Raw genomic sequence first — 17,232 nt, 5'->3', positions numbered from 1 at the left:
GATCGGCGCTGTCCACGCGGCGAGCAGCTCGCTGATGTTTCGGACACTTACCGTTCGGAAGACGGAGTCGCGGAGGCGGCGAGGAGCTCTTGCGTGAAGGGATGCCGGGGCTCGGCGAACACGCACGGCACGGGGCCGGACTCGACGACGCGGCCGTCCTTCATCACGAGCACGTCGTCGGCGATGCCCGCGACCACCTCGAGATCGTGCGTGATGAACACCATCGCGAGATCCCGCTCACGCTGGAGAGCCCGAAGGCGGTCGAGGATACGCGCGCGAAAGGTCGCGTCGAGCGCCGAGACCGGTTCGTCGAGAACGAGGAGGTCGGGATCCGTCGCCAGCGCGCGAGCGATCGCGACCCGCTGCCGTTGTCCGCCCGAGAGCTGCGCCGGCAGTCGTCGCCCGAAGCCGGCACCCAGACCGACCTCGTGCAGCAGCGCATCGACCTCGGCGCGGCGGCGCGGACGGGGAACCCCGGCCGCAGCGACCGCCTCCCCCACCGTGCGGGCGACGCTCCAGCGCGGATCGAGCGCGCCCCAGGGGTTCTGCTGCACGAGCTGTACGCGGCGCCGAGCAGCACCGCGCGCCGCGTGGGGCGACCAGGGGCGTCCGTCGAACGTGAGGCTTCCGGCATCCGGGGCGCTCACTCCGACGATGAGTCGGGCGAGCGTCGTCTTGCCCGATCCCGATTCGCCGACGATCGCGAGGGTCCGTCCACGGTGCAGCGTGAAACCGACGTCGTCGACCGCGACGCGGTCGCCGAAGCTCTTGCGCAGTCCCTTGCCGGCCATCAGCGGTGCGTCGAATCGTGGGGCGCGGTGCAGGAGCTCGTGGTGCGTCGCCTCGACGAGCGCGCGGGTCTGCGGATCGCGCGGGTCGGAGAGCACCCGGGCGGTCTCGCCGGTCTCGACCACGCGACCGTCGTGCAGGACGATCACGCGATCGGCCACGCGGCGGACGGCCGCGAGGTCGTGACTGATGAACACCACCGCGACACCGGCGTCGGCAATACGCCGCAACTGGTCGAGCACGCGCGCCTGGACCGTGGCATCCAGGGCCGTCGTCGGTTCATCGGCGATGAGGATCGCGGGGTCGGCGGCGAGAGCCGAGGCGAGGAGCGCGCGCTGGCGAAGTCCGCCCGAGAGCTCGTGGGGATACTGGCGAGCCCGCCGGTCGGGCTCGGGCAGCGCCACGCGGTCCAGCACCCCGCGGACGCGCGCGCGGAGCGCCTTCCCGCGGACGGCGGGTTCATGGATGCGCACGGGCTCGGCCACTTCGGCTCCGACGCGCCGCAGCGGGTCCAGCGAGACGAGGGCGTCCTGCGACACCAGGGCGATCCGGCGCCCGCGGAGCCCGCGCCACCGCCGCTCGTCGAGTCCGCGTGCGTCGACCCCGTCGACCTCGAGGGCGGCGGCGCTCCACGACAGGGCCCGCGGCAGCAGACCGAGCAGCGCCGCCGCGGTCAGCGATTTGCCGGTGCCCGATTCGCCGACGATCGCGACGCACTCCCCCGGCGCCACGTCGAGGTCGAGACCGCGGACGAGCGGCGTTCGCCCCGCGGCGACCCGGAGGTCTCGCACCCTGAGCCCGCTCATGCGCCCCGCTCCTCGGCCCCGGCCCGCAGGATGCGCCCGATCACGCTGACGCTGATGACGGTCGTGGTGATCGCCAGCCCGGGGAACACGGCGACCCAGGGAGCCTGCAGCAGGAGGTTGCGTCCAGCCGAGAGCATCAACCCCCATTCCGGCGTGGGTTCGGTGGGCCCCAGCCCGAGGAAGCTCAGCCCCGCCGCGGCGAGGATGCTCGTGCCGATGCCGATCGTGGCCAGCACGCTCACGGCGCCCAGGACGCCCGGCAGCACGTGGCGGATGTGCACGATGACGGCCGGGACGCCGACGATCCGCGCGGCCTCGACGTGCTCGGCGGCCGCGAGTGTGCGCGTCTGCGCGCGAGCGAGGCGGATGTAGACCGGGACGGCGGCGATCGTCACGGCCACCGCGACGTTCACCGGGCCCGGTCCCAGGACCGCGACGACGAGGAGCGCGACGAGGAACTCGGGGAACGCGAGCAGCACGTCGACGACGCGCATGGCGGCGGCATCCACGACCCTTGGCGAGACAGCGGCGAGAGACCCGGCCACGATACCGACGACGAAAGCCAGCGCGGTGGCGAGGAGCCCCGTACCGACCGAGCGGCCCGTCCCGTAGACGACGCGCGAGTACACATCGCGCCCGCTCTGGTCCGTGCCGAACCAGTGCGCCGCACTCGGCGGCTGAAGAGCCGCACGGACGTCGGTGACCAGCGGGTCGTGCGTCGCGAGCAGGCCGGGGGCGACAGCCGCGAGGGCGATGACGGCGAGCACCCCGCCGGCGATGCCGAGCGCGAGGGTCCGCCCGCCGGAACGCGTGCGCTTCGGCGCATCCACCACCGTCATGCGGGCACCCCCGCCCGCACCCGGATCGCCGCGGACGCGCCCCGGAGCCGCGGGTCGAGCAGCGGCACGACGAGGTCGACGATCGTGTTCACGATGACGAAGACGAGCGCGCTCAGCAGGATCACACCCGTGATGACGGGCAGGTCGCGGTCGGTGATCGCCGTGAGCGTCACTCGCCCGATGCCGGGGCGGGCGAACACCGTCTCGACGAGCACGGCGCCCCCGAGAAGGGAGCCGACGAGGTAGGCCGCGAGCGTCACGGCGCCCACGCTCGCGTGACGCAGAGTGTGGTGCACGCTCTCGCGGAACGGCGAGGCACCACGTGCTCGCACGGTGACGAGGAACGGTTCGCGTTCCGCCGCCTGCACCCCGTCGCGCAGAACCTGCGCGAGCAGAGCCGCGACCGGCAGGGCCAGCGTCACGGCCGGCAGGACGATCGCCGACGGGTCGCGCGCCCCCGACACCGGGAACCAGCCGAGCTGGAACGAGAACACGCTCAGCAGCACGAGCCCCGTCCAGAACACCGGCGACGAGAGCACGACGAGTTCGATCCCGGATGCCACGACCCGGCCCGTCCGTCCGCGGACGAGAAGAGCGGATGCCAGGGCCAGGACGAGCGCGATCCCCAACGCGAGGGCCGAGAGCTGCAGGGTGGGGCCGAGCTGGCGCCCGATGACCTCGCTCACGGGCAGTCGCAACTGGTACGACTCCCCCAGGTCACCGCGCGCGAGTCGACCGAGGAACGCGCCGTACTGCTCGAGCACCGGGCGGTCGAGTCCGAGCTCCGTGCGGATTCCGTCCTTGACCGCGTCGCTGACCTGCGCCTGCGGGCCGAGCATGACCTCGACCGGATCGCCGGGGATGATCCGGAACGCGACGAACGCGACGGTGGCCGCTCCCCACAACACCAGGACGACGGATGCCACGATCCCGCCGAGGCGCGAGAGGATCGCGCGCGAGCGAGGGCGTGGCATCCGTGGTCCGTGGTGTGCGGGCGATCAGCCGACCGAGGCGGTCGCGAACAACGGGCGACCGTAGAGGTCGAAGGTCAGGCCGGACACTCTCGGAGTGATGGCGCTGATCAGGGCGGGGCTGTACAGCGGGACGATCGCGGCGTGCTGCGCATTCCACTGCTGCACCTGCGCGTAGATGGCGTTCCGCGCGGCCTGATCGGTCGTCGAGGCGCCCTCCTCGAGCAGGGCGTCGAGCGCGGGATCGCTGACCTGCGAGGCGTTCTGGAAACCGTCGGTGGCGAGGTGGCTCCGCAGCAGGTCGGGGTCGACGCCCGAGAAGCCCCAGTCGGTCAGATCGAACGTCTTCGGACCGTACTGCTCGTTGTACGCGCCGGGTTCCAGCACCTCGCGCTGCAGGTCGAAACCGACAGCCTTGAGGTCACTCTGGATCGCGTTCGCGAGCGCCGCACGGTCGTCCGGGACCGGGGTCCACGCGATCCACCGGGCGGTGAGACGCTGACCGTTCTTGGTGCGGATGCCGTCGGCATCCCGTCCCGTCCATCCGGAGGCGTCCAGCAGCGCGTTCGCCTCGGCGGGGTCGAACGGCCAGGAGTTCTCGAGGCTCGCGTCGTAACCGGGCGTCGTGGCGCCGAGGATGCTCCAGGCGCGCGGGTACTGCCCGAAGAAGATCTCCTGCACGGCCGTGTCGACGTCGATCGCGCGACTGAAGGCCTGCCGCACGTTCTGGTCGGCGAACACCCCGTACTTCTCGTTCAGGTACAGCGAGTAGGGCAGGCCCGGGTACGCGATCGACTCGACGGTGTCATCGCCCGGAACCTGCGAGACGAGGTTCGGCGGGAGGTTCGTCACGACGTCGGCCTGGCCGCTCGACAGCGCGCCGAGGCGCACCGAGGCCTCGGGGAGGATGTCGACGCGAAGCGTCTTGAACGCCGGCTTTCCGCCGCCGTCGGGTCCCCACGTGTAGTCGTCGTTGCGGGTGTACACGATGTCCTGATCGGGCGTGTACTCGGTCAGCTCGAAGGGGCCGGTGCCGACGTTCACCCCGGGACCGCCGGCCTTGAGCTGGTCGGCCTTCGCCGAGAGCACGGCGGGCGAGTAGAACCCGAGCAGAGCCGTGCTCGCGGCCTGCAGGAAGGGTGAGTAGGGCTGCGAGAAGCGCACGCGGACGGTGTGCTCGTCGACGACATCGGTGCCCGCGTACAGGTCGCCGCCGAGCATCGACGCCGCCTGCGCCGACGCAGTCGCGGGGTCGACGATGCGATCGAAGTTCGCCTTCACCGCGGCGGCGTCGAACGGTGTGCCGTCGTGGAAGGTCACGTCGTCACGGAGGTGGAAGACGTAGGTCGCACCGCCGTCCTCGACCTCCCACGAGGTCGCGAGCCACGGCGAGAACGACCCGTCGGCCTCCTGGAACACGAGCGAGTCGAGGACCGCACGCTGGACCATCGCCGACACGTCGAGCTGGCTGGTCTGCGGGTCCATGTGCCCGGCCGAGAGGTTGGCTCCCTCGATCGCCCAGACGAGCTCACCGTCCCCCTCTGCCGCGGGGTCGGAACCGGCGCACGAAGAGAGGGTCAGAGCGGCGACCGCGGCGACGGCCACCGTCGAGAGCACGCGGCGGGCGAGCCGCCCGCGGGAAGGCACAGAAGGCATGGAGCAACCTCGGAGTTTTCGATGGGGAACCTTCAGACTACCGGTGTTCCTGGACCCGGTGCGGAAACTCCGGGCGCGGAGGGTGGTCCGCAGATCCGGAGAAGGGCGCTGGATCCGGACGCAGCGCGCGAATGCATCCGGATCCGGCCGCGATCTCCGGATCTGCGCGCCGCGCTCTCGCGCGCGACTCCCCCGGTATCCTGGATGCCACACCCATCAGGCACGCTCACACAGTGCCGCCCATATCGCTCGAGGAGTACCCCCATGGCCACCATTCCCGACAAGCCCGCCCTGGAAGGCCTCGAGCAGAAGTGGGACGCCGTGTGGCGTGAGAACGGCACCTACGTCTTTGATCGCATCCGCGCCGCCGAGGCCGGTCGTCAGGGCGTGTACTCGGTCGACACCCCGCCGCCGACGGCATCCGGAAGCCTGCACATCGGACACGTGTTCTCGTTCACCCACACCGACGTCAAGGTGCGGTTCGAGCGCATGCGCGGCAAGACCGTGTTCTACCCGATGGGCTGGGACGACAACGGCCTGCCCACTGAGCGCCGCGTGCAGAACTACTACGGCGTGCGCTGCGACCCGTCGCTCCCCTACGACGCCGACTTCACCCCGCCGTTCGCGGGCGGCGACAACAAGAGCAGCAAGGCCGCCGACCAGGTGCCCATCAGCCGCCGCAACTTCATCGAGCTGTGCGAGCAGCTGACGGTCGAAGACGAGAAGCAGTTCGAAGACCTCTTCCGCGAACTGGGTCTGAGCGTCGACTGGACGCAGACCTACCGCACGATCTCCGACGACTCGATCCGCACGAGCCAGCTGGCGTTCCTGCGCAACATCGAGCGCGGCGAGGCCTACCAGGCGCTCGCGCCGACGCTGTGGGACGTGGACTTCCGTTCCGCGATCGCGCAGGCCGAGCTCGAGGACCGCGACCAGCCCGCCGCGTACCACCGCGTGGGCTTCGCCAAGACCGACGGCTCGGGCGACGTGTTCATCGAGACCACCCGCCCCGAGCTGCTCGCGGCGTGCGTGGCCCTCGTCGCCAACCCCGACGACGAGCGCTACCAACCGCTGTTCGGCTCGACCGTGCGCACGCCCCTGTTCGACGTCGAGGTGCCGGTGCTCGCTCACCCCCTCGCGCAGAAGGACAAGGGGTCGGGCATCGCCATGATCTGCACCTTCGGCGACGTGACCGACATCATCTGGTGGCGCGAGCTCGATCTACCCAACCGCACGATCATCGGCAAGGACGGGCGGATCGTCGCCGAGGCCCCCGATGTGATCGTGACGGATGCCGCGAAGGCGGCGTACGCGGAACTCGCGGGCAAGACGGTTTTCAGCGCCAAGAAGCGCATCGTCGAGCTGCTGCAGGAGTCCGGCGCCATGGAGGGTGCTCCGAAGCCGTTCACGCACCCCGTGAAGTTCTTCGAGAAGGGCGACCGCCCGCTCGAGATCGTGTCGACGCGCCAGTGGTACATCCGCAACGGTGCGCGGGATGCCGAGCTGCGCGAGCGTCTGATCTCGCTCGGTCGCGAGATGTCGTGGCATCCGGACTTCATGCGCGTGCGCTTCGAGAACTGGACCAACGGGCTCACCGGCGACTGGCTCGTGTCGCGCCAGCGCTTCTTCGGCGTGCCGATCCCGGTCTGGTACGCCCTCGACGAGAACGGGGAGCGGGACTACGACCGCGTGCTGACCCCCGACCTGGCGTCTCTGCCCGTCGACCCGACCACCGACGTGCCCCCGGGGTACGCCGAGGATCAGCGGGGTGTGGCCGGAGGCTTCGACGCTGAGCGCGACATCCTCGACACGTGGGCGACCTCGTCGCTCACGCCGCAGCTGGCCGGCGGCTGGCAGCGCGACGACGAGCTCTGGAACCTCGTGGCGCCTTTCGACCTGCGCCCGCAGGGTCAGGACATCATTCGCACCTGGCTCTTCTCGACCATGCTGCGCAGCGCCCTCGAAGACGACCGGAGCCCCTGGTCGGATGCCGCGATCTCGGGCTTCATCGTCGACCCCGACCGCAAGAAGATGTCGAAGTCGAAGGGCAACGTGGTGACGCCCGCCGACATCCTGAAGCAGCACGGCTCCGACGCGGTGCGCTACTGGTCGGCGTCCAGCCGTCTGGGTACCGACGCGGCGTTCGACCCGCAGAACCCGACGCAGGTGAAGATCGGTCGACGCCTCGCGATCAAGCTGCTGAACGCGGCGAAGTTCGTGCTGTCGTTCCCGGTGCCCGAGGGCGCGCAGGTCACGCACGCCCTGGACGCGTCCATGCTCGCGACCCTGGATGCGGTGGTGCGCGACGCCACGGCCGCGTTCGAGGCGTACGACCACGCGCGGGCGCTCGAGATCACGGAGTCGTTCTTCTGGACGTTCTGCGACGACTACCTCGAGCTCGTCAAGGAGCGCGCGTACGACCAGACCGACGTGGGTCAGGCCTCCGCGGCGCTCGCGCTGCGCACGGCCCTGTCGACGCTCGTGCGCCTGTTCGCGCCCGTGCTTTCGTTCGCGTCGGAGGAGGTGTGGTCGTGGTTCGAAGAGGGCTCGGTGCACACTGTCGCCTGGCCCGAGCCGCTCGGCATCGAGGGCGACCCGGCGGTGCTGACCGCCGTGAGTCAGGCGCTCATCGGCATCCGTCGCGCCAAGACCGAGGCGAAGGCCTCGCAGAAGACGCCGGTCACCTCGCTCACTGTTTCCGGCCCGCACGTCGAGGCTCTGCGCCTCGCGGAGGGCGACCTGCGGGCGGTGGGACGCATCGAGACCATCGCCTTCGCCGAGGGCGAGACCACCACCGTCACCGACATCGTGTTCGCACCCCAGGAGGACTGATGCAGCTCGGAACCCGTTGGACCGCCCGCGAAGAGCCGCCGAAGGCCGTTCCCGAGGTGCTCCACGCGCAGATCGCCGCGGTCGAGGAAGCTCTCAACCCCGACGGGCTCAGCGCCCCCGCGCCGCGGTGGACGCTGACCTTCCTCGAGGGCCGTCCGGTGGCTGAGCTCGACACCGGCGTCATCGTGACGCAGGATGCCGCCGGCGAGGTCGTCGTGCGCTACGACGAGGGCGACGAGTTCGCCTGAGTCGACGTCAGCGGATGCGGAGCGTGAACTCCGCCTCCGCGGTCAGTGACCGCCCGCGATCACGGGCGGTGTCCCGCGTGCGGGTGGTGAGGGCCCGATCCTCGCGCGCCCGCATGCGGTGTTCGGCGGCTCGCGCGAGCGCCCGCGAGAGAGCGATCAGCGCGCGGTCGAGAGCGGTCGGCGCGAGCGCGCGGGGCGCGGTGGGCAGGGAAGTCGTCAGGGTGGTCATGATGCGGCTCCTTGAATGGGCAGGGGGAAGACGTCGGCGCGCACCGACACCACGCGCACAGCGTCTCCGGTCTGGTCTCGGTATCGGGCGACCGTCTCGTCGATCACGTTCTGTAGCCGAGCGCTGAGCTCGGCCATCTGTTCGGCTGTCAGCCTCGCGCTGGCGGTGGAGATCAGGGTGGCGTCCCGCCACTCGGCGGTCTCGTCCCAGCCGTGTCGGACGAACTGCATGAGCTGCTCCTGTCGCAGCGTCAACGTCTCGCTCGCGACGACCTCTTGCACGGCTCGACCCGCGGGGGTCTTCGCGAGTTCCGGGTCAGACAGCGTGACAGCGCCGGCGGGGCGCTCCCACCACCTCTCGCGCGCGGTTCCGCGCCCCTCGACCTCGCGGATGAGGTCGTGACGTGCGAGTGCGCGCAGGTGGTAGCTGGTGGCTCCCGTGGACTCGCCCGTCAGCGCGGCCAGTCCGCTGGCCGTCTGAGCCCCGTACTGGCTGAGCAGATCGAACAGGCGCACGCGGAGGGGGTGTGCGAGGGCGCGCAGCGCGCCGGCGTCGAGGATGCGTTCGCGGGGCGTCTCCGTGCTCATAGTGCAAAGATACCTTTGCAATTGAATCTATGCAAACACTTCTTTGCATCCGGTCATGAGGCAGGTGACTACGCTGGACGAATGACGGATGCCGTGACCAATCCCCTCCTCTCACCGCCCGCTCTCCCCTACGATCTGCCGCCCTACGGCAGCATTCGCGCCGAGCACTACCTGCCCGCGTTCCGCGAAGCGTTCGCCGCGCACCGGGCCGAGGTGGAGCAGATCACCTCGCAAACCGACGCGCCGACCTTCGAGAACACCCTGATGGCCCTCGAGCGCAGCGGGGCTCTGCTCGACCGCGTCGCCCGCACGTTCTACACGGTGTCGTCGGCGGACGGCACGGCCGAGATCCAGGCCGTCGAGGAAGAGCTCGCGCCGCTCATGGCCGCCCACAGCGACGCCATCCAGCTGGACGCGACCCTTTTCGCCCGCATCTCGGCTCTTCACGCGCAGCTCGACGAGCTGGGTCTGGATGCCGAGAGCCGCCACCTCGTCGAGCGTTACCACCGCGAGATGTCGTTGGCCGGTGCCGGTCTCGACGACGAGCAGAAGAAGCGGCTCACCGACCTCAACCAGCGTCTCTCGGTCCTGACGACGACGTTCGAGAAGAACCTCCTCGCGGACACCAACGATCTCGCCGTCGTGTTCGACGATGCCGCCGAACTCGACGGACTGAGCGAGGGCGAGCTGTCGGCCGCCGCACAGGCCGCCACCGCCCGCGGGCTCGACGGTCGGTACGTCGTCACCCTCACGCTCTACACCGGACACCCTTACCTCGCGTCCCTCGCGAACCGCGAGAGCCGGCGCCGGCTGCTCGAGGCATCGCGTGCGCGTGGCGCACGTGGCAACGAGCACGACAACCGCGAGGTCCTCCGCGAGATCGTGCGGTTCCGCGCCGAGCGCGCCGCCCTCCTGGGGTACCCGTCTCACGCGGCCGCGATCCTCGCCGACCAGACGGCCGGGTCCCCCGAAGCGGTGCACGATCTTCTCCGTCGCCTCGCCGTGCCCGCCGCGGCGAACGCCCGGTCCGAGCAGGCCGCCCTTCAGCGCATCGCGGACGCCGATGGCATCCGGATCGAAGCCCACGACTGGGCCTTCTACACCGAGAAGGTGCGCGCGGCCGAGTACGACCTCGATCGCGCGGCCCTGCGCCCCTGGTTCGAGGCCGAGCGCGTCCTCCGCGACGGCGTCTTCTTCGCGGCCGAGCAGCTTTACGGCGTGACGATCACCGAACGTCACGATCTGCAGGGCTACCACCCCGACGTCCGCGTGTTCGAGGTGCACAACGCCGATGGCAGTGAACTCGGACTGTTCCTGCTCGACCTGTACACGCGTGACTCCAAGCGCGGCGGCGCCTGGATGAACTCGATCGTCACCCAGTCGGCCCTGCGCGGGACGGCTCCTGTCGTCGTCAACAACCTGAACGTCAACAAGCCGGCGCCGGGCACGCCCACTCTGCTCACGCTCGATGAGGTCACGACGCTCTTCCACGAGTTCGGTCACGCCCTGCACGGGCTGTTCGCCACGGTCACCTACCCGCACTTCGCCGGCACCGCGGTCCACCGCGACTTCGTCGAGTTCCCGAGCCAGGTCAACGAGATGTGGATCCTCTGGCCCGAGATCCTCACGAACTACGCCCGTCATATCGACACCGATGAGCCTCTGCCCACCGATGTCGTCGAGCGGCTGCACGCGTCGGAAGCGTTCAACCAGGGTTTCGCGACGAGCGAGTACCTCTCGGCATCCTGGATCGACCAGGCATGGCACGGCCTCTCCGTCGACGAGGTGACCGCCGACATCGACGTCGCGGAGTTCGAGGCGACAGCGCTGGCCGACATCGGCCTCGACAACCCGGCTGTCCCCACCCGCTACGCCTCGACCTACTTCGCGCACGTGTTCTCGGGCGGCTACAGCGCGGGCTACTACTCGTACATCTGGAGCGAGGTGCTCGACGCCGACACGGTCGAGTGGTTCCGCGAGAACGGCGGTCTCACGCGCGACAACGGCGACCGCTTCCGGCAGCGGCTCCTCGGTGTGGGAGGGTCGGCCGATCCGCTCGCCGCGTACCGCGACTTCCGGGGCAGGGATGCCGAGATCCAGCCACTGCTGGAGCGTCGGGGCCTGACGGGCTGAGCGATCACCCCGTGCCGGGTGGCGGCGGCGACCCGCATAAACGCTGTTCGCTCACGGAAACGCGTTCTCCTCGTGTTTCTGTGAGCGAATCGTGTTCATGGGCGGCTGCGCGCGCGGGTGCCGGCCACAGCAGCGCGGCGCGGCCGGCACCATGCGCCCTCTAGCGCCAGCCCAGGACCTCGCGCACGAAAGCCTGGGAGGCCGGAGCTCCGTCGTTCGGGACACCGTGCAGGGGCTCGCGCGACACGACGTTCCCCGACGCCTCGACCCGGTCCAGAGCCGCTTTCAGCAGGGGGGCCGCGTCGTTCGACGAGGTCCACCCTCGGACGGTGACGTGAGAGAAGGCGACGAGCTCCGCGCCCTCGCGGTGGGCCCGCGCACTGGCCATGACGAGGGTCGGCGTGGCGTGACGCCAGAGGCCGGGCACCACCGTCAGAAGAGTGTCCGACATCATGGCATCCACGAATCCGGTGTTCCACGACGGATTCGGGTGGCCGATGCGGACGTCCTGCGCGACCCACTCCGAGCCGCGCTCCCCCAGCGCCCGGGCCACACGATCGTCCCCGAGGTCGAAACGCTCCTCGCGCAGGGCGTCGAGAGCGAGCGAGAGAGCGGCGTCCGGCGTGTCGCGGAGCACCAGTCGAGCACCGCGCGCGATCCCGCCGACGGTGAACGGCCGGACGCGCAGCGAGGCACCGCGCCCGCGCCAGGCCCCCACGCGTGTCAGGCGCTGCGACGCTTCTGCGCCAAGACGATCGTCGGCTGGGCACCGTCCTCGACCGCCGCGCGCGTGATGACGACCTTGGCGATGTCGTCGGACGATGGCACGTCGAACATGATCGGCCCGAGCACGTCCTCGAGGATTGCGCGCAGTCCGCGCGCACCCGTCTTGCGGGCGACGGCGAGGTCGGCGATCGCGCGCAGCGCGTCCTCGTCGAACTCGAGCTGCACACCGTCGAGCTCGAACATACGCTGGTACTGCTTGACGAGCGCGTTGCGCGGAGCGGTGAGGATCTCCATGAGCGCGTCCTGGTCAAGGGGCGAGACGGATGCCACGACCGGGAGACGACCGATGAACTCGGGGATGAGACCGAACTTGTGCAGGTCTTCGGGCAGCGCTTCGCTGAAGAGGTCGGGTGCGTCCTCCTTGCGGTGCAGCGGAGCGCCGAAGCCCACGCCGTGCTTGCCGACGCGCGCCGAGATGATTTCTTCGAGACCCGCGAAGGCCCCGGCCACGATGAACAGGACGTTCGTCGTGTCGATCTGGATGAACTCCTGGTGCGGGTGCTTCCGGCCGCCCTGCGGCGGCACCGAGGCGACCGTGCCCTCGAGGATCTTCAACAGCGCCTGCTGCACGCCCTCGCCCGACACGTCGCGCGTGATCGAGGGGTTCTCGGCCTTGCGGGCGATCTTGTCGACCTCGTCGATGTAGATGATGCCCGTCTCGGCGCGCTTCACGTCGAAGTCGGCTGCCTGCAGGAGCTTGAGGAGGATGTTCTCGACGTCTTCGCCGACGTAGCCGGCCTCGGTGAGAGCCGTGGCATCCGCGACCGCGAAGGGCACGTTCAACCGCTTCGCGAGAGTCTGCGCGAGGTAGGTCTTGCCGCAACCGGTCGGACCGAGGAGCAGGATGTTGCTCTTGGCGATGTCGATCTCTTCGGCACGCGCCTCGGCGGGCTGCAGGGTGCCGTGCGCACGGACGCGCTTGTAGTGGTTGTAGACGGCGACGGCGAGAGCGCGCTTCGCGGGCTCCTGTCCGACGACGTACTCCTCGAGGAACGAGAAGATCTCGCGCGGCTTCGGGAGGTCGAACTCGGCGACCTCACCGGCCGAGGACTCGGCCATGCGCTCTTCGATGATCTCGTTGCAGAGCTCGACGCACTCGTCGCAGATGTACACGCCCGGACCGGCGATCAGCTGCTGCACCTGCTTCTGGCTCTTTCCGCAGAAGGAGCATTTGAACAGATCGGCGCTTTCTCCGATGCGTGCCATGCCTGTTCCTCCTCGTCACTCGGCGCCCTCACGCCTGTGTGCCACGAGCCTAACCCGTGCCCGAGCGAACCGAGGGCATTTGCGCCCGCGGTGCCGGTGTGATCCGCGCGAGACGACGCCCCGCAGACCGAGACGGGTCTGCGGGGCGTCGTCGAGAACGCGCGGGAATCAGGCGGTGAGTGCCGCCGGCTGACGCTTGCGCGTGGTCAGCACCTGGTCGACGATGCCGTACTCCATCGCCTCCTGGGCGGAGAGGATCTTGTCGCGGTCGATGTCCTTGTTGACCTTCGCCGCGTCCTGACCCGTGTGGCGGGCCATGGTCTCTTCGAGCCAGGTGCGCATGCGCAGAATCTCGGCGGCCTGGATCTCGATGTCCGACGCCTGTCCGTGACCGGCCTCGCCCATCGCGGGCTGGTGGATCAGGATGCGGGCGTTGGGCAGGGCGAGACGCTTGCCGGGCGCGCCGGCGGCGAGCAGGACGGATGCCGCGGACGCGGCCTGTCCGAGCACGACCGTCTGGATCTGCGGCGAGACGTACTGCATCGTGTCGTAGATCGCCGTCATGGCCGTGAACGAGCCACCGGGCGAGTTGATGTACATGATGATGTCGCGGTCGGGGTCCTGCGACTCGAGAACGAGCAGCTGGGCCATGACGTCGTCTGCCGAGGCGTCGTCGACCTGGACGCCCAGGAAGATGACGCGGTCCTCGAACAGCTTGTTGTAGGGGTCCTGACGTTTGTAGCCGTAGGCGGTGCGCTCCTCGAACTGAGGAAGGACGTAGCGGCTCGAAGGCATGTGCGCCGCAGCGCCGCCGAAGGTGGGGATGTTCATATCGGTGTCCTTTTCCTCTCGACTCAGGCCGCGGTTCCGCCGCCGCCGGTGACGTCGGTGGCGTGTTCGCGCATGTGGTCGACGAAGCCGTACTCGAGGGCTTCCTGAGCGGTGAACCAGCGGTCGCGGTCACCGTCGGCGTTGATCTGCTCGACGCTCTTGCCGGTCTGCGAGGCCGTGATCTCGGCGAGGCGGCGCTTCATGTCGAGGATGAGCTGAGCCTGCGTCTGGATGTCGCTCGACGTTCCGCCGAACCCGCCGTGGGGCTGGTGGAGAAGTACGCGGGCGTTGGGCGTGATGTAACGCTTGCCCTTGGTGCCGCTCGTCAGCAGCAGCTGCCCCATCGAGGCCGCCATGCCGATACCGACGGTGACGATGTCGTTCGGCACGAACTGCATCGTGTCGTAGATCGCCATGCCGGCCGTGATCGAGCCGCCGGGCGAGTTGATGTAGAGGTAGATGTCCTTCTGCGGGTCTTCTGCGGCGAGCAGGAGGATCTTCGCGCAGATCTCGTTGGCGTTCTCGTCACGCACCTCCGAACCGAGCCAGATGATGCGGTCCTTCAGCAGCCTGTCGAAGACGCTCGTTGCCATAAGGGGTTCGGGCATTTGTGCTCCTCTTCCGGTGATCTGCAACGAATCTACCGGCGCGTTCCGGGGCGGGATGCCGTGTTCGCCGCGGGCGGATCAGACGCGGTCGTCGGCGATTTCTCGCGCGTATCCGGTCACCGACCGGGTATAGCGCGGAAGGTGCGGGGCGAGGGCCTGAAGGGCGATGGATGCCGCCCGCTCGGACTCGCCGCTCGACACCAGCGCCAGCGCGTAGAACGCCGCAGCCGCGTCGTGCAGGGGTCCGCGCGGTTCGCGCTCGTACTCCGCGCGCAGCATCGCGAGGGCTTCGGCGGTCTTGCCCAGGTTGCGGATGGTGCTGGCGAGCTGGATCGTCGCGCGAGTGCGGCGCTCGTCGTCGAGACCGAGCGCGAGGGCACGGCGGTAGAGGACCTCCGCCTCGTCCTCGACACCGGCCGAGTCGCGTGCACCCGCTCGCTCGAACAGGGCCACCGCGTCGTCCTCCGGCCGTTCGCTCGAGAGCGCGTCGATCCGCTCGATCACGTCACCGGGCGTGAGGGTCTCGTCCGCCCAGACGGCGTCCACTCGGTTCTGCCAGTCGTTCATGATGGGCCCGATCCTTCTCTGTGCGGTGCCCGCCGACTGTCCAAGACACGCCGTTTCCCCACCGGGCATTGCGGCGTGTCTTGGACACTCGACGGTTCTGTTCGGGTGCGCGTTTCGGTAGCGCGGTCCCGGGAACGCGAAAGGGGGCGGATGCCATGGCATCCGCCCCCTCGTCACGACTTACTCGCTGTCCGCGGCCTTCTTCTTCGCGGGGGCGCGCTTCTTGGCCGGAGCCTTCTCGGGCGCTTCGTCGGCCGGGGCCTCGTCAGCGGCGGGCGCGTCGGCGGCCTTCTTCTTCGCCGGGGCGCGCTTCTTGGCCGGAGCCTTGGCGGGGGCCTCTTCGGCGTCGATGACGGCGTCGGCGTCGGCCGCGGCATCCGCGATCTCCTGCGCCTCTTCGACGACCTCGTCCTCCGCGGCAGCCTCTTCACCCTCGACCGCGACGAATCCGGTCAGGTCGACGGGCTTGCCGTTGGTGTCGACGACGGTGACCTTGCCGAGCGCGATCGCGAGCGCCTTGTTGCGGGCGACCTCGCCGACGAGCGCGGGGAGCTGGTTGCCCTGCTGCAGCGCGTTCACGAAGTCCTGCGGCGCCATGTTGTACTGCGCAGCCGACTGGATGAGGTACTGGGTCAGCTCGTCCTGCGACACCTGCACGTCGGCGTCTTCGGCGATCTTGTCGAGCACCATCTGCGTGCGGAACTGCTTCTCGCTCGCCTCGGTGACCTCGGCGCGGTGGACGTCGTCCTCGAGACGGTTCTCGCCCTCGAGGTGGTTGTGCACCTCGTCCTCGATGAGCTGCGGCGGGACGGGGATCTCGACGGCCTCGAGGAGGGCGTCGATGAACTTGTCGCGCGCGGCGGAGCCCTGCGTGAACACGGCCTGCTGCGAGACGCGCTCGCTGAGCGACTCGCGGAGCTCGGCGATGGTGTCGAACTCGGATGCCATCTGCGCGAAGTCGTCGTCGGCCTCGGGGAGCTCGCGCTCCTTGACGGCCGTGATCTTGACCGAGACCTCGGCCTCTTCGCCGGCGTGGTCGCCACCGACGAGCTTCGAGCGGAACGTGGTCTCCTCGTCGGCGGTGAGCGAGTCGATGGCCTCGTCGATGCCCTCGAGCAGCTCGCCGGAGCCGACCTCGTACGACACGCCCTCGGCGCGGTCGATCTCGGTGCCGTCGATCGTGGCGACGAGGTCGAGCTCGACGAAGTCGCCCTTCGCGGCGGGACGGTCGACCGTCACGAGCGTGCCGAAGCGCGCGCGAAGGCGATCGAGTTCGGCGTCGATCCCCGCTTCGTCGGCCTCGACGGCGTCGACGGTCACGGTGATGCTGTCGTAAGCGGGAAGGTCGAACTCGGGGCGGACGTCGACCTCGACGTCGACGACCAGGTCACCCGAGAAGTCCTTGAGGTCGGGGAGCTCGACGATCTCGGCGTTGGGACGGCCGATGACACGCAGCTCCTGCGCCTCGACAGCCTCGCGGTAGAACCCGTCGAGACCCTCGTTGACGGCGTGCTCGATGACGGCGCCACGGCCCATGCGCTGGTCGATGATGGGCGCGGGGACCTTGCCCTTGCGGAAGCCGGGGATCTGCACGTCGCGGGCGATGTGCTCGTACGCGTGCGCGATGCTCGGCTTGAGCTCGTCGGGCGAGACCGTGATGTGGAGCTTGACCCGGGTCGGGCTGAGCTTCTCGACGGTGCTGTTGACCATGCGGTGTGTTCTCCTTGTGTGGCCCGCGCGCACGCGGGGGCCGGCTAGGCCTGTGGTCTGGGGGCCGTCACGTCGGGGCGACAGGATTTGAACCTGCGGCCTCCCGCTCCCAAAGCGGGCGCTCTACCAAGCTGAGCTACGCCCCGGGGCGACGCGCGGTGCGCGTTCGACGAAACGACCCCTGAGAGTCTAGACGATCAGGTCGCGGGGGCTGTCGCCCGCGAGATCCGGAGTTTCCCGCCGACCGGGACGACACGGGAGGGACTCGGGAACGACGCGGTGTTCATGGCACGTCCGTTCGTGAAGTAGAGTGGACGACGCTGCGGTTCGCCGCCGCGGGGATGTAGCTCAATGGTAGAGCCTCAGTCTTCCAAACTGATGGTGCGGGTTCGATTCCCGTCATCCCCTCCACTCCTGCTGATCTGCAGGTCTCT

The 17,232-nt window shown here is 69.5% G+C and carries 15 protein-coding genes and 2 tRNA genes; 4 read left to right on the top strand and 13 right to left on the bottom strand.

The window, feature by feature from the left end; genetic code table 11:
• Window positions 1-47: 47 nt before the first annotated feature.
• Genes ACMW4R_RS13245 through ACMW4R_RS13230 form a run of 4 tightly spaced genes read right to left on the bottom strand, consistent with a single transcriptional unit; the run spans window position 48 to window position 5,061 of the window.
• On the bottom strand, window positions 48-1,595 hold the full coding sequence (locus ACMW4R_RS13245; protein ID WP_418300130.1) for a dipeptide ABC transporter ATP-binding protein: 1,548 nt from the start codon (window positions 1,593-1,595) through the stop codon (window positions 48-50).
• The gene (locus ACMW4R_RS13240) at window positions 1,592-2,434 is read right to left on the bottom strand and encodes an ABC transporter permease (protein ID WP_418300129.1); all 843 of its coding nucleotides are present in this window, start codon (window positions 2,432-2,434) and stop codon (window positions 1,592-1,594) included. Before ACMW4R_RS13240 ends, ACMW4R_RS13245 begins: the two co-directional genes overlap by 4 nt.
• A complete protein-coding gene (locus ACMW4R_RS13235) occupies window positions 2,431-3,408 on the bottom strand; it encodes an ABC transporter permease (protein ID WP_058596263.1) in 978 nt (325 codons plus the stop codon). Before ACMW4R_RS13235 ends, ACMW4R_RS13240 begins: the two co-directional genes overlap by 4 nt.
• Window positions 3,409-3,432: 24 nt before the next feature.
• A complete protein-coding gene (locus ACMW4R_RS13230) occupies window positions 3,433-5,061 on the bottom strand; it encodes an ABC transporter substrate-binding protein (protein WP_418300128.1) in 1,629 nt (542 codons plus the stop codon).
• 264 nt (window positions 5,062-5,325) lie between these two features.
• Between ACMW4R_RS13230 and valS the strand changes: the two genes are divergently transcribed.
• Entirely contained in the window at window positions 5,326-7,893 is a 2,568-nt protein-coding gene (gene valS / locus ACMW4R_RS13225) for a valine--tRNA ligase (protein ID WP_418300127.1), read from the top strand.
• A complete protein-coding gene (locus ACMW4R_RS13220) occupies window positions 7,893-8,141 on the top strand; it encodes a hypothetical protein (RefSeq protein ID WP_058626675.1) in 249 nt (82 codons plus the stop codon). The genes valS and ACMW4R_RS13220 overlap by 1 nt, the downstream gene beginning before the upstream one ends.
• 7 nt (window positions 8,142-8,148) lie before the next feature.
• Here ACMW4R_RS13220 and ACMW4R_RS13215 read toward each other — a convergent pair whose 3' ends face one another.
• Together ACMW4R_RS13215 and ACMW4R_RS13210 are read right to left on the bottom strand one after the other, a co-directional pair.
• Window positions 8,149-8,370, bottom strand: coding sequence for a hypothetical protein (locus ACMW4R_RS13215; protein ID WP_058626676.1), 222 nt, complete (start codon window positions 8,368-8,370; stop codon window positions 8,149-8,151).
• Window positions 8,367-8,957 carry an ArsR/SmtB family transcription factor gene (locus ACMW4R_RS13210; RefSeq protein WP_418300126.1) on the bottom strand — a complete coding sequence of 197 codons (591 nt, stop codon included), beginning with the start codon at window positions 8,955-8,957 and terminating at the stop codon, window positions 8,367-8,369. The genes ACMW4R_RS13215 and ACMW4R_RS13210 overlap by 4 nt, the downstream gene beginning before the upstream one ends.
• Window positions 8,958-9,038: 81 nt before the next feature.
• On the opposite strand from ACMW4R_RS13210, the gene ACMW4R_RS13205 reads away from it, so the two are divergent.
• The gene (locus ACMW4R_RS13205; protein WP_418300125.1) at window positions 9,039-11,090 is read left to right on the top strand and encodes a M3 family metallopeptidase; all 2,052 of its coding nucleotides are present in this window, start codon (window positions 9,039-9,041) and stop codon (window positions 11,088-11,090) included.
• A gap of 160 nt (window positions 11,091-11,250) precedes the next feature.
• On the opposite strand, the gene ACMW4R_RS13200 is transcribed toward ACMW4R_RS13205, so the two are convergent.
• The 7 genes from ACMW4R_RS13200 to ACMW4R_RS13170 form a co-directional block, all read right to left on the bottom strand.
• Window positions 11,251-11,808 carry a hypothetical protein gene (locus ACMW4R_RS13200; protein ID WP_418300124.1) on the bottom strand — a complete coding sequence of 186 codons (558 nt, stop codon included), beginning with the start codon at window positions 11,806-11,808 and terminating at the stop codon, window positions 11,251-11,253.
• Window positions 11,809-11,813: 5 nt separating this feature from the next.
• Entirely contained in the window at window positions 11,814-13,082 is a 1,269-nt protein-coding gene (gene clpX, locus ACMW4R_RS13195; protein ID WP_058231495.1) for an ATP-dependent Clp protease ATP-binding subunit ClpX, read from the bottom strand.
• A gap of 168 nt (window positions 13,083-13,250) precedes the next feature.
• Window positions 13,251-13,913 carry an ATP-dependent Clp protease proteolytic subunit gene (locus ACMW4R_RS13190; RefSeq protein ID WP_058596255.1) on the bottom strand — a complete coding sequence of 221 codons (663 nt, stop codon included), beginning with the start codon at window positions 13,911-13,913 and terminating at the stop codon, window positions 13,251-13,253.
• 23 nt (window positions 13,914-13,936) lie between these two features.
• A complete protein-coding gene (locus ACMW4R_RS13185) occupies window positions 13,937-14,521 on the bottom strand; it encodes an ATP-dependent Clp protease proteolytic subunit (RefSeq protein WP_013586418.1) in 585 nt (194 codons plus the stop codon).
• A gap of 78 nt (window positions 14,522-14,599) precedes the next feature.
• Window positions 14,600-15,088 (bottom strand): tetratricopeptide repeat protein, encoded by a 489-nt coding sequence (locus tag ACMW4R_RS13180; RefSeq protein ID WP_418300123.1) that lies wholly within the window; start codon window positions 15,086-15,088, stop codon window positions 14,600-14,602.
• Window positions 15,089-15,268: 180 nt separating this feature from the next.
• Window positions 15,269-16,798, bottom strand: a complete 1,530-nt coding sequence (gene tig, locus ACMW4R_RS13175) for a trigger factor (protein WP_418300122.1) — start codon at window positions 16,796-16,798, stop codon at window positions 15,269-15,271.
• Window positions 16,799-16,870: 72 nt separating this feature from the next.
• Window positions 16,871-16,944 (bottom strand) — tRNA-Pro (locus ACMW4R_RS13170).
• 191 nt (window positions 16,945-17,135) lie between these two features.
• Here ACMW4R_RS13170 and ACMW4R_RS13165 point away from each other — a divergent pair.
• A tRNA-Gly gene (locus tag ACMW4R_RS13165) sits at window positions 17,136-17,209 on the top strand.
• The last annotated feature ends 23 nt before the right edge of the window (window positions 17,210-17,232 follow it).

It is taken from the genome of Microbacterium sp. S1037, assembly GCF_048381605.1.
In the GTDB taxonomy this organism is placed as follows: domain Bacteria; phylum Actinomycetota; class Actinomycetes; order Actinomycetales; family Microbacteriaceae; genus Microbacterium; species Microbacterium testaceum_B.
The sequence above is the reverse complement of the archived record's forward strand: the minus strand, read 5'-3'. Positions and strand labels throughout refer to the sequence as shown.

Excerpts from the sequence above, each read along its gene's own strand:
- ACMW4R_RS13245 (WP_418300130.1), bottom strand. The coding sequence starts at position 1,595 with ATGAGCGGGCTCAGGGTGCGAGACCTCCGGGTCGCCGCGGGGCGAACG.
- ACMW4R_RS13240 (WP_418300129.1), bottom strand. The coding sequence starts at position 2,434 with ATGACGGTGGTGGATGCGCCGAAGCGCACGCGTTCCGGCGGGCGGACC.
- ACMW4R_RS13235 (WP_058596263.1), bottom strand. The coding sequence starts at position 3,408 with ATGCCACGCCCTCGCTCGCGCGCGATCCTCTCGCGCCTCGGCGGGATC.
- ACMW4R_RS13230 (WP_418300128.1), bottom strand. The coding sequence starts at position 5,061 with ATGCCTTCTGTGCCTTCCCGCGGGCGGCTCGCCCGCCGCGTGCTCTCG.
- valS (WP_418300127.1), top strand. The coding sequence starts at position 5,326 with ATGGCCACCATTCCCGACAAGCCCGCCCTGGAAGGCCTCGAGCAGAAG.
- ACMW4R_RS13220 (WP_058626675.1), top strand. The coding sequence starts at position 7,893 with ATGCAGCTCGGAACCCGTTGGACCGCCCGCGAAGAGCCGCCGAAGGCC.
- ACMW4R_RS13215 (WP_058626676.1), bottom strand. The coding sequence starts at position 8,370 with ATGACCACCCTGACGACTTCCCTGCCCACCGCGCCCCGCGCGCTCGCG.
- ACMW4R_RS13210 (WP_418300126.1), bottom strand. The coding sequence starts at position 8,957 with ATGAGCACGGAGACGCCCCGCGAACGCATCCTCGACGCCGGCGCGCTG.
- ACMW4R_RS13205 (WP_418300125.1), top strand. The coding sequence starts at position 9,039 with ATGACGGATGCCGTGACCAATCCCCTCCTCTCACCGCCCGCTCTCCCC.
- clpX (WP_058231495.1), bottom strand. The coding sequence starts at position 13,082 with ATGGCACGCATCGGAGAAAGCGCCGATCTGTTCAAATGCTCCTTCTGC.
- ACMW4R_RS13190 (WP_058596255.1), bottom strand. The coding sequence starts at position 13,913 with ATGAACATCCCCACCTTCGGCGGCGCTGCGGCGCACATGCCTTCGAGC.
- ACMW4R_RS13185 (WP_013586418.1), bottom strand. The coding sequence starts at position 14,521 with ATGCCCGAACCCCTTATGGCAACGAGCGTCTTCGACAGGCTGCTGAAG.
- ACMW4R_RS13180 (WP_418300123.1), bottom strand. The coding sequence starts at position 15,088 with ATGAACGACTGGCAGAACCGAGTGGACGCCGTCTGGGCGGACGAGACC.
- tig (WP_418300122.1), bottom strand. The coding sequence starts at position 16,798 with ATGGTCAACAGCACCGTCGAGAAGCTCAGCCCGACCCGGGTCAAGCTC.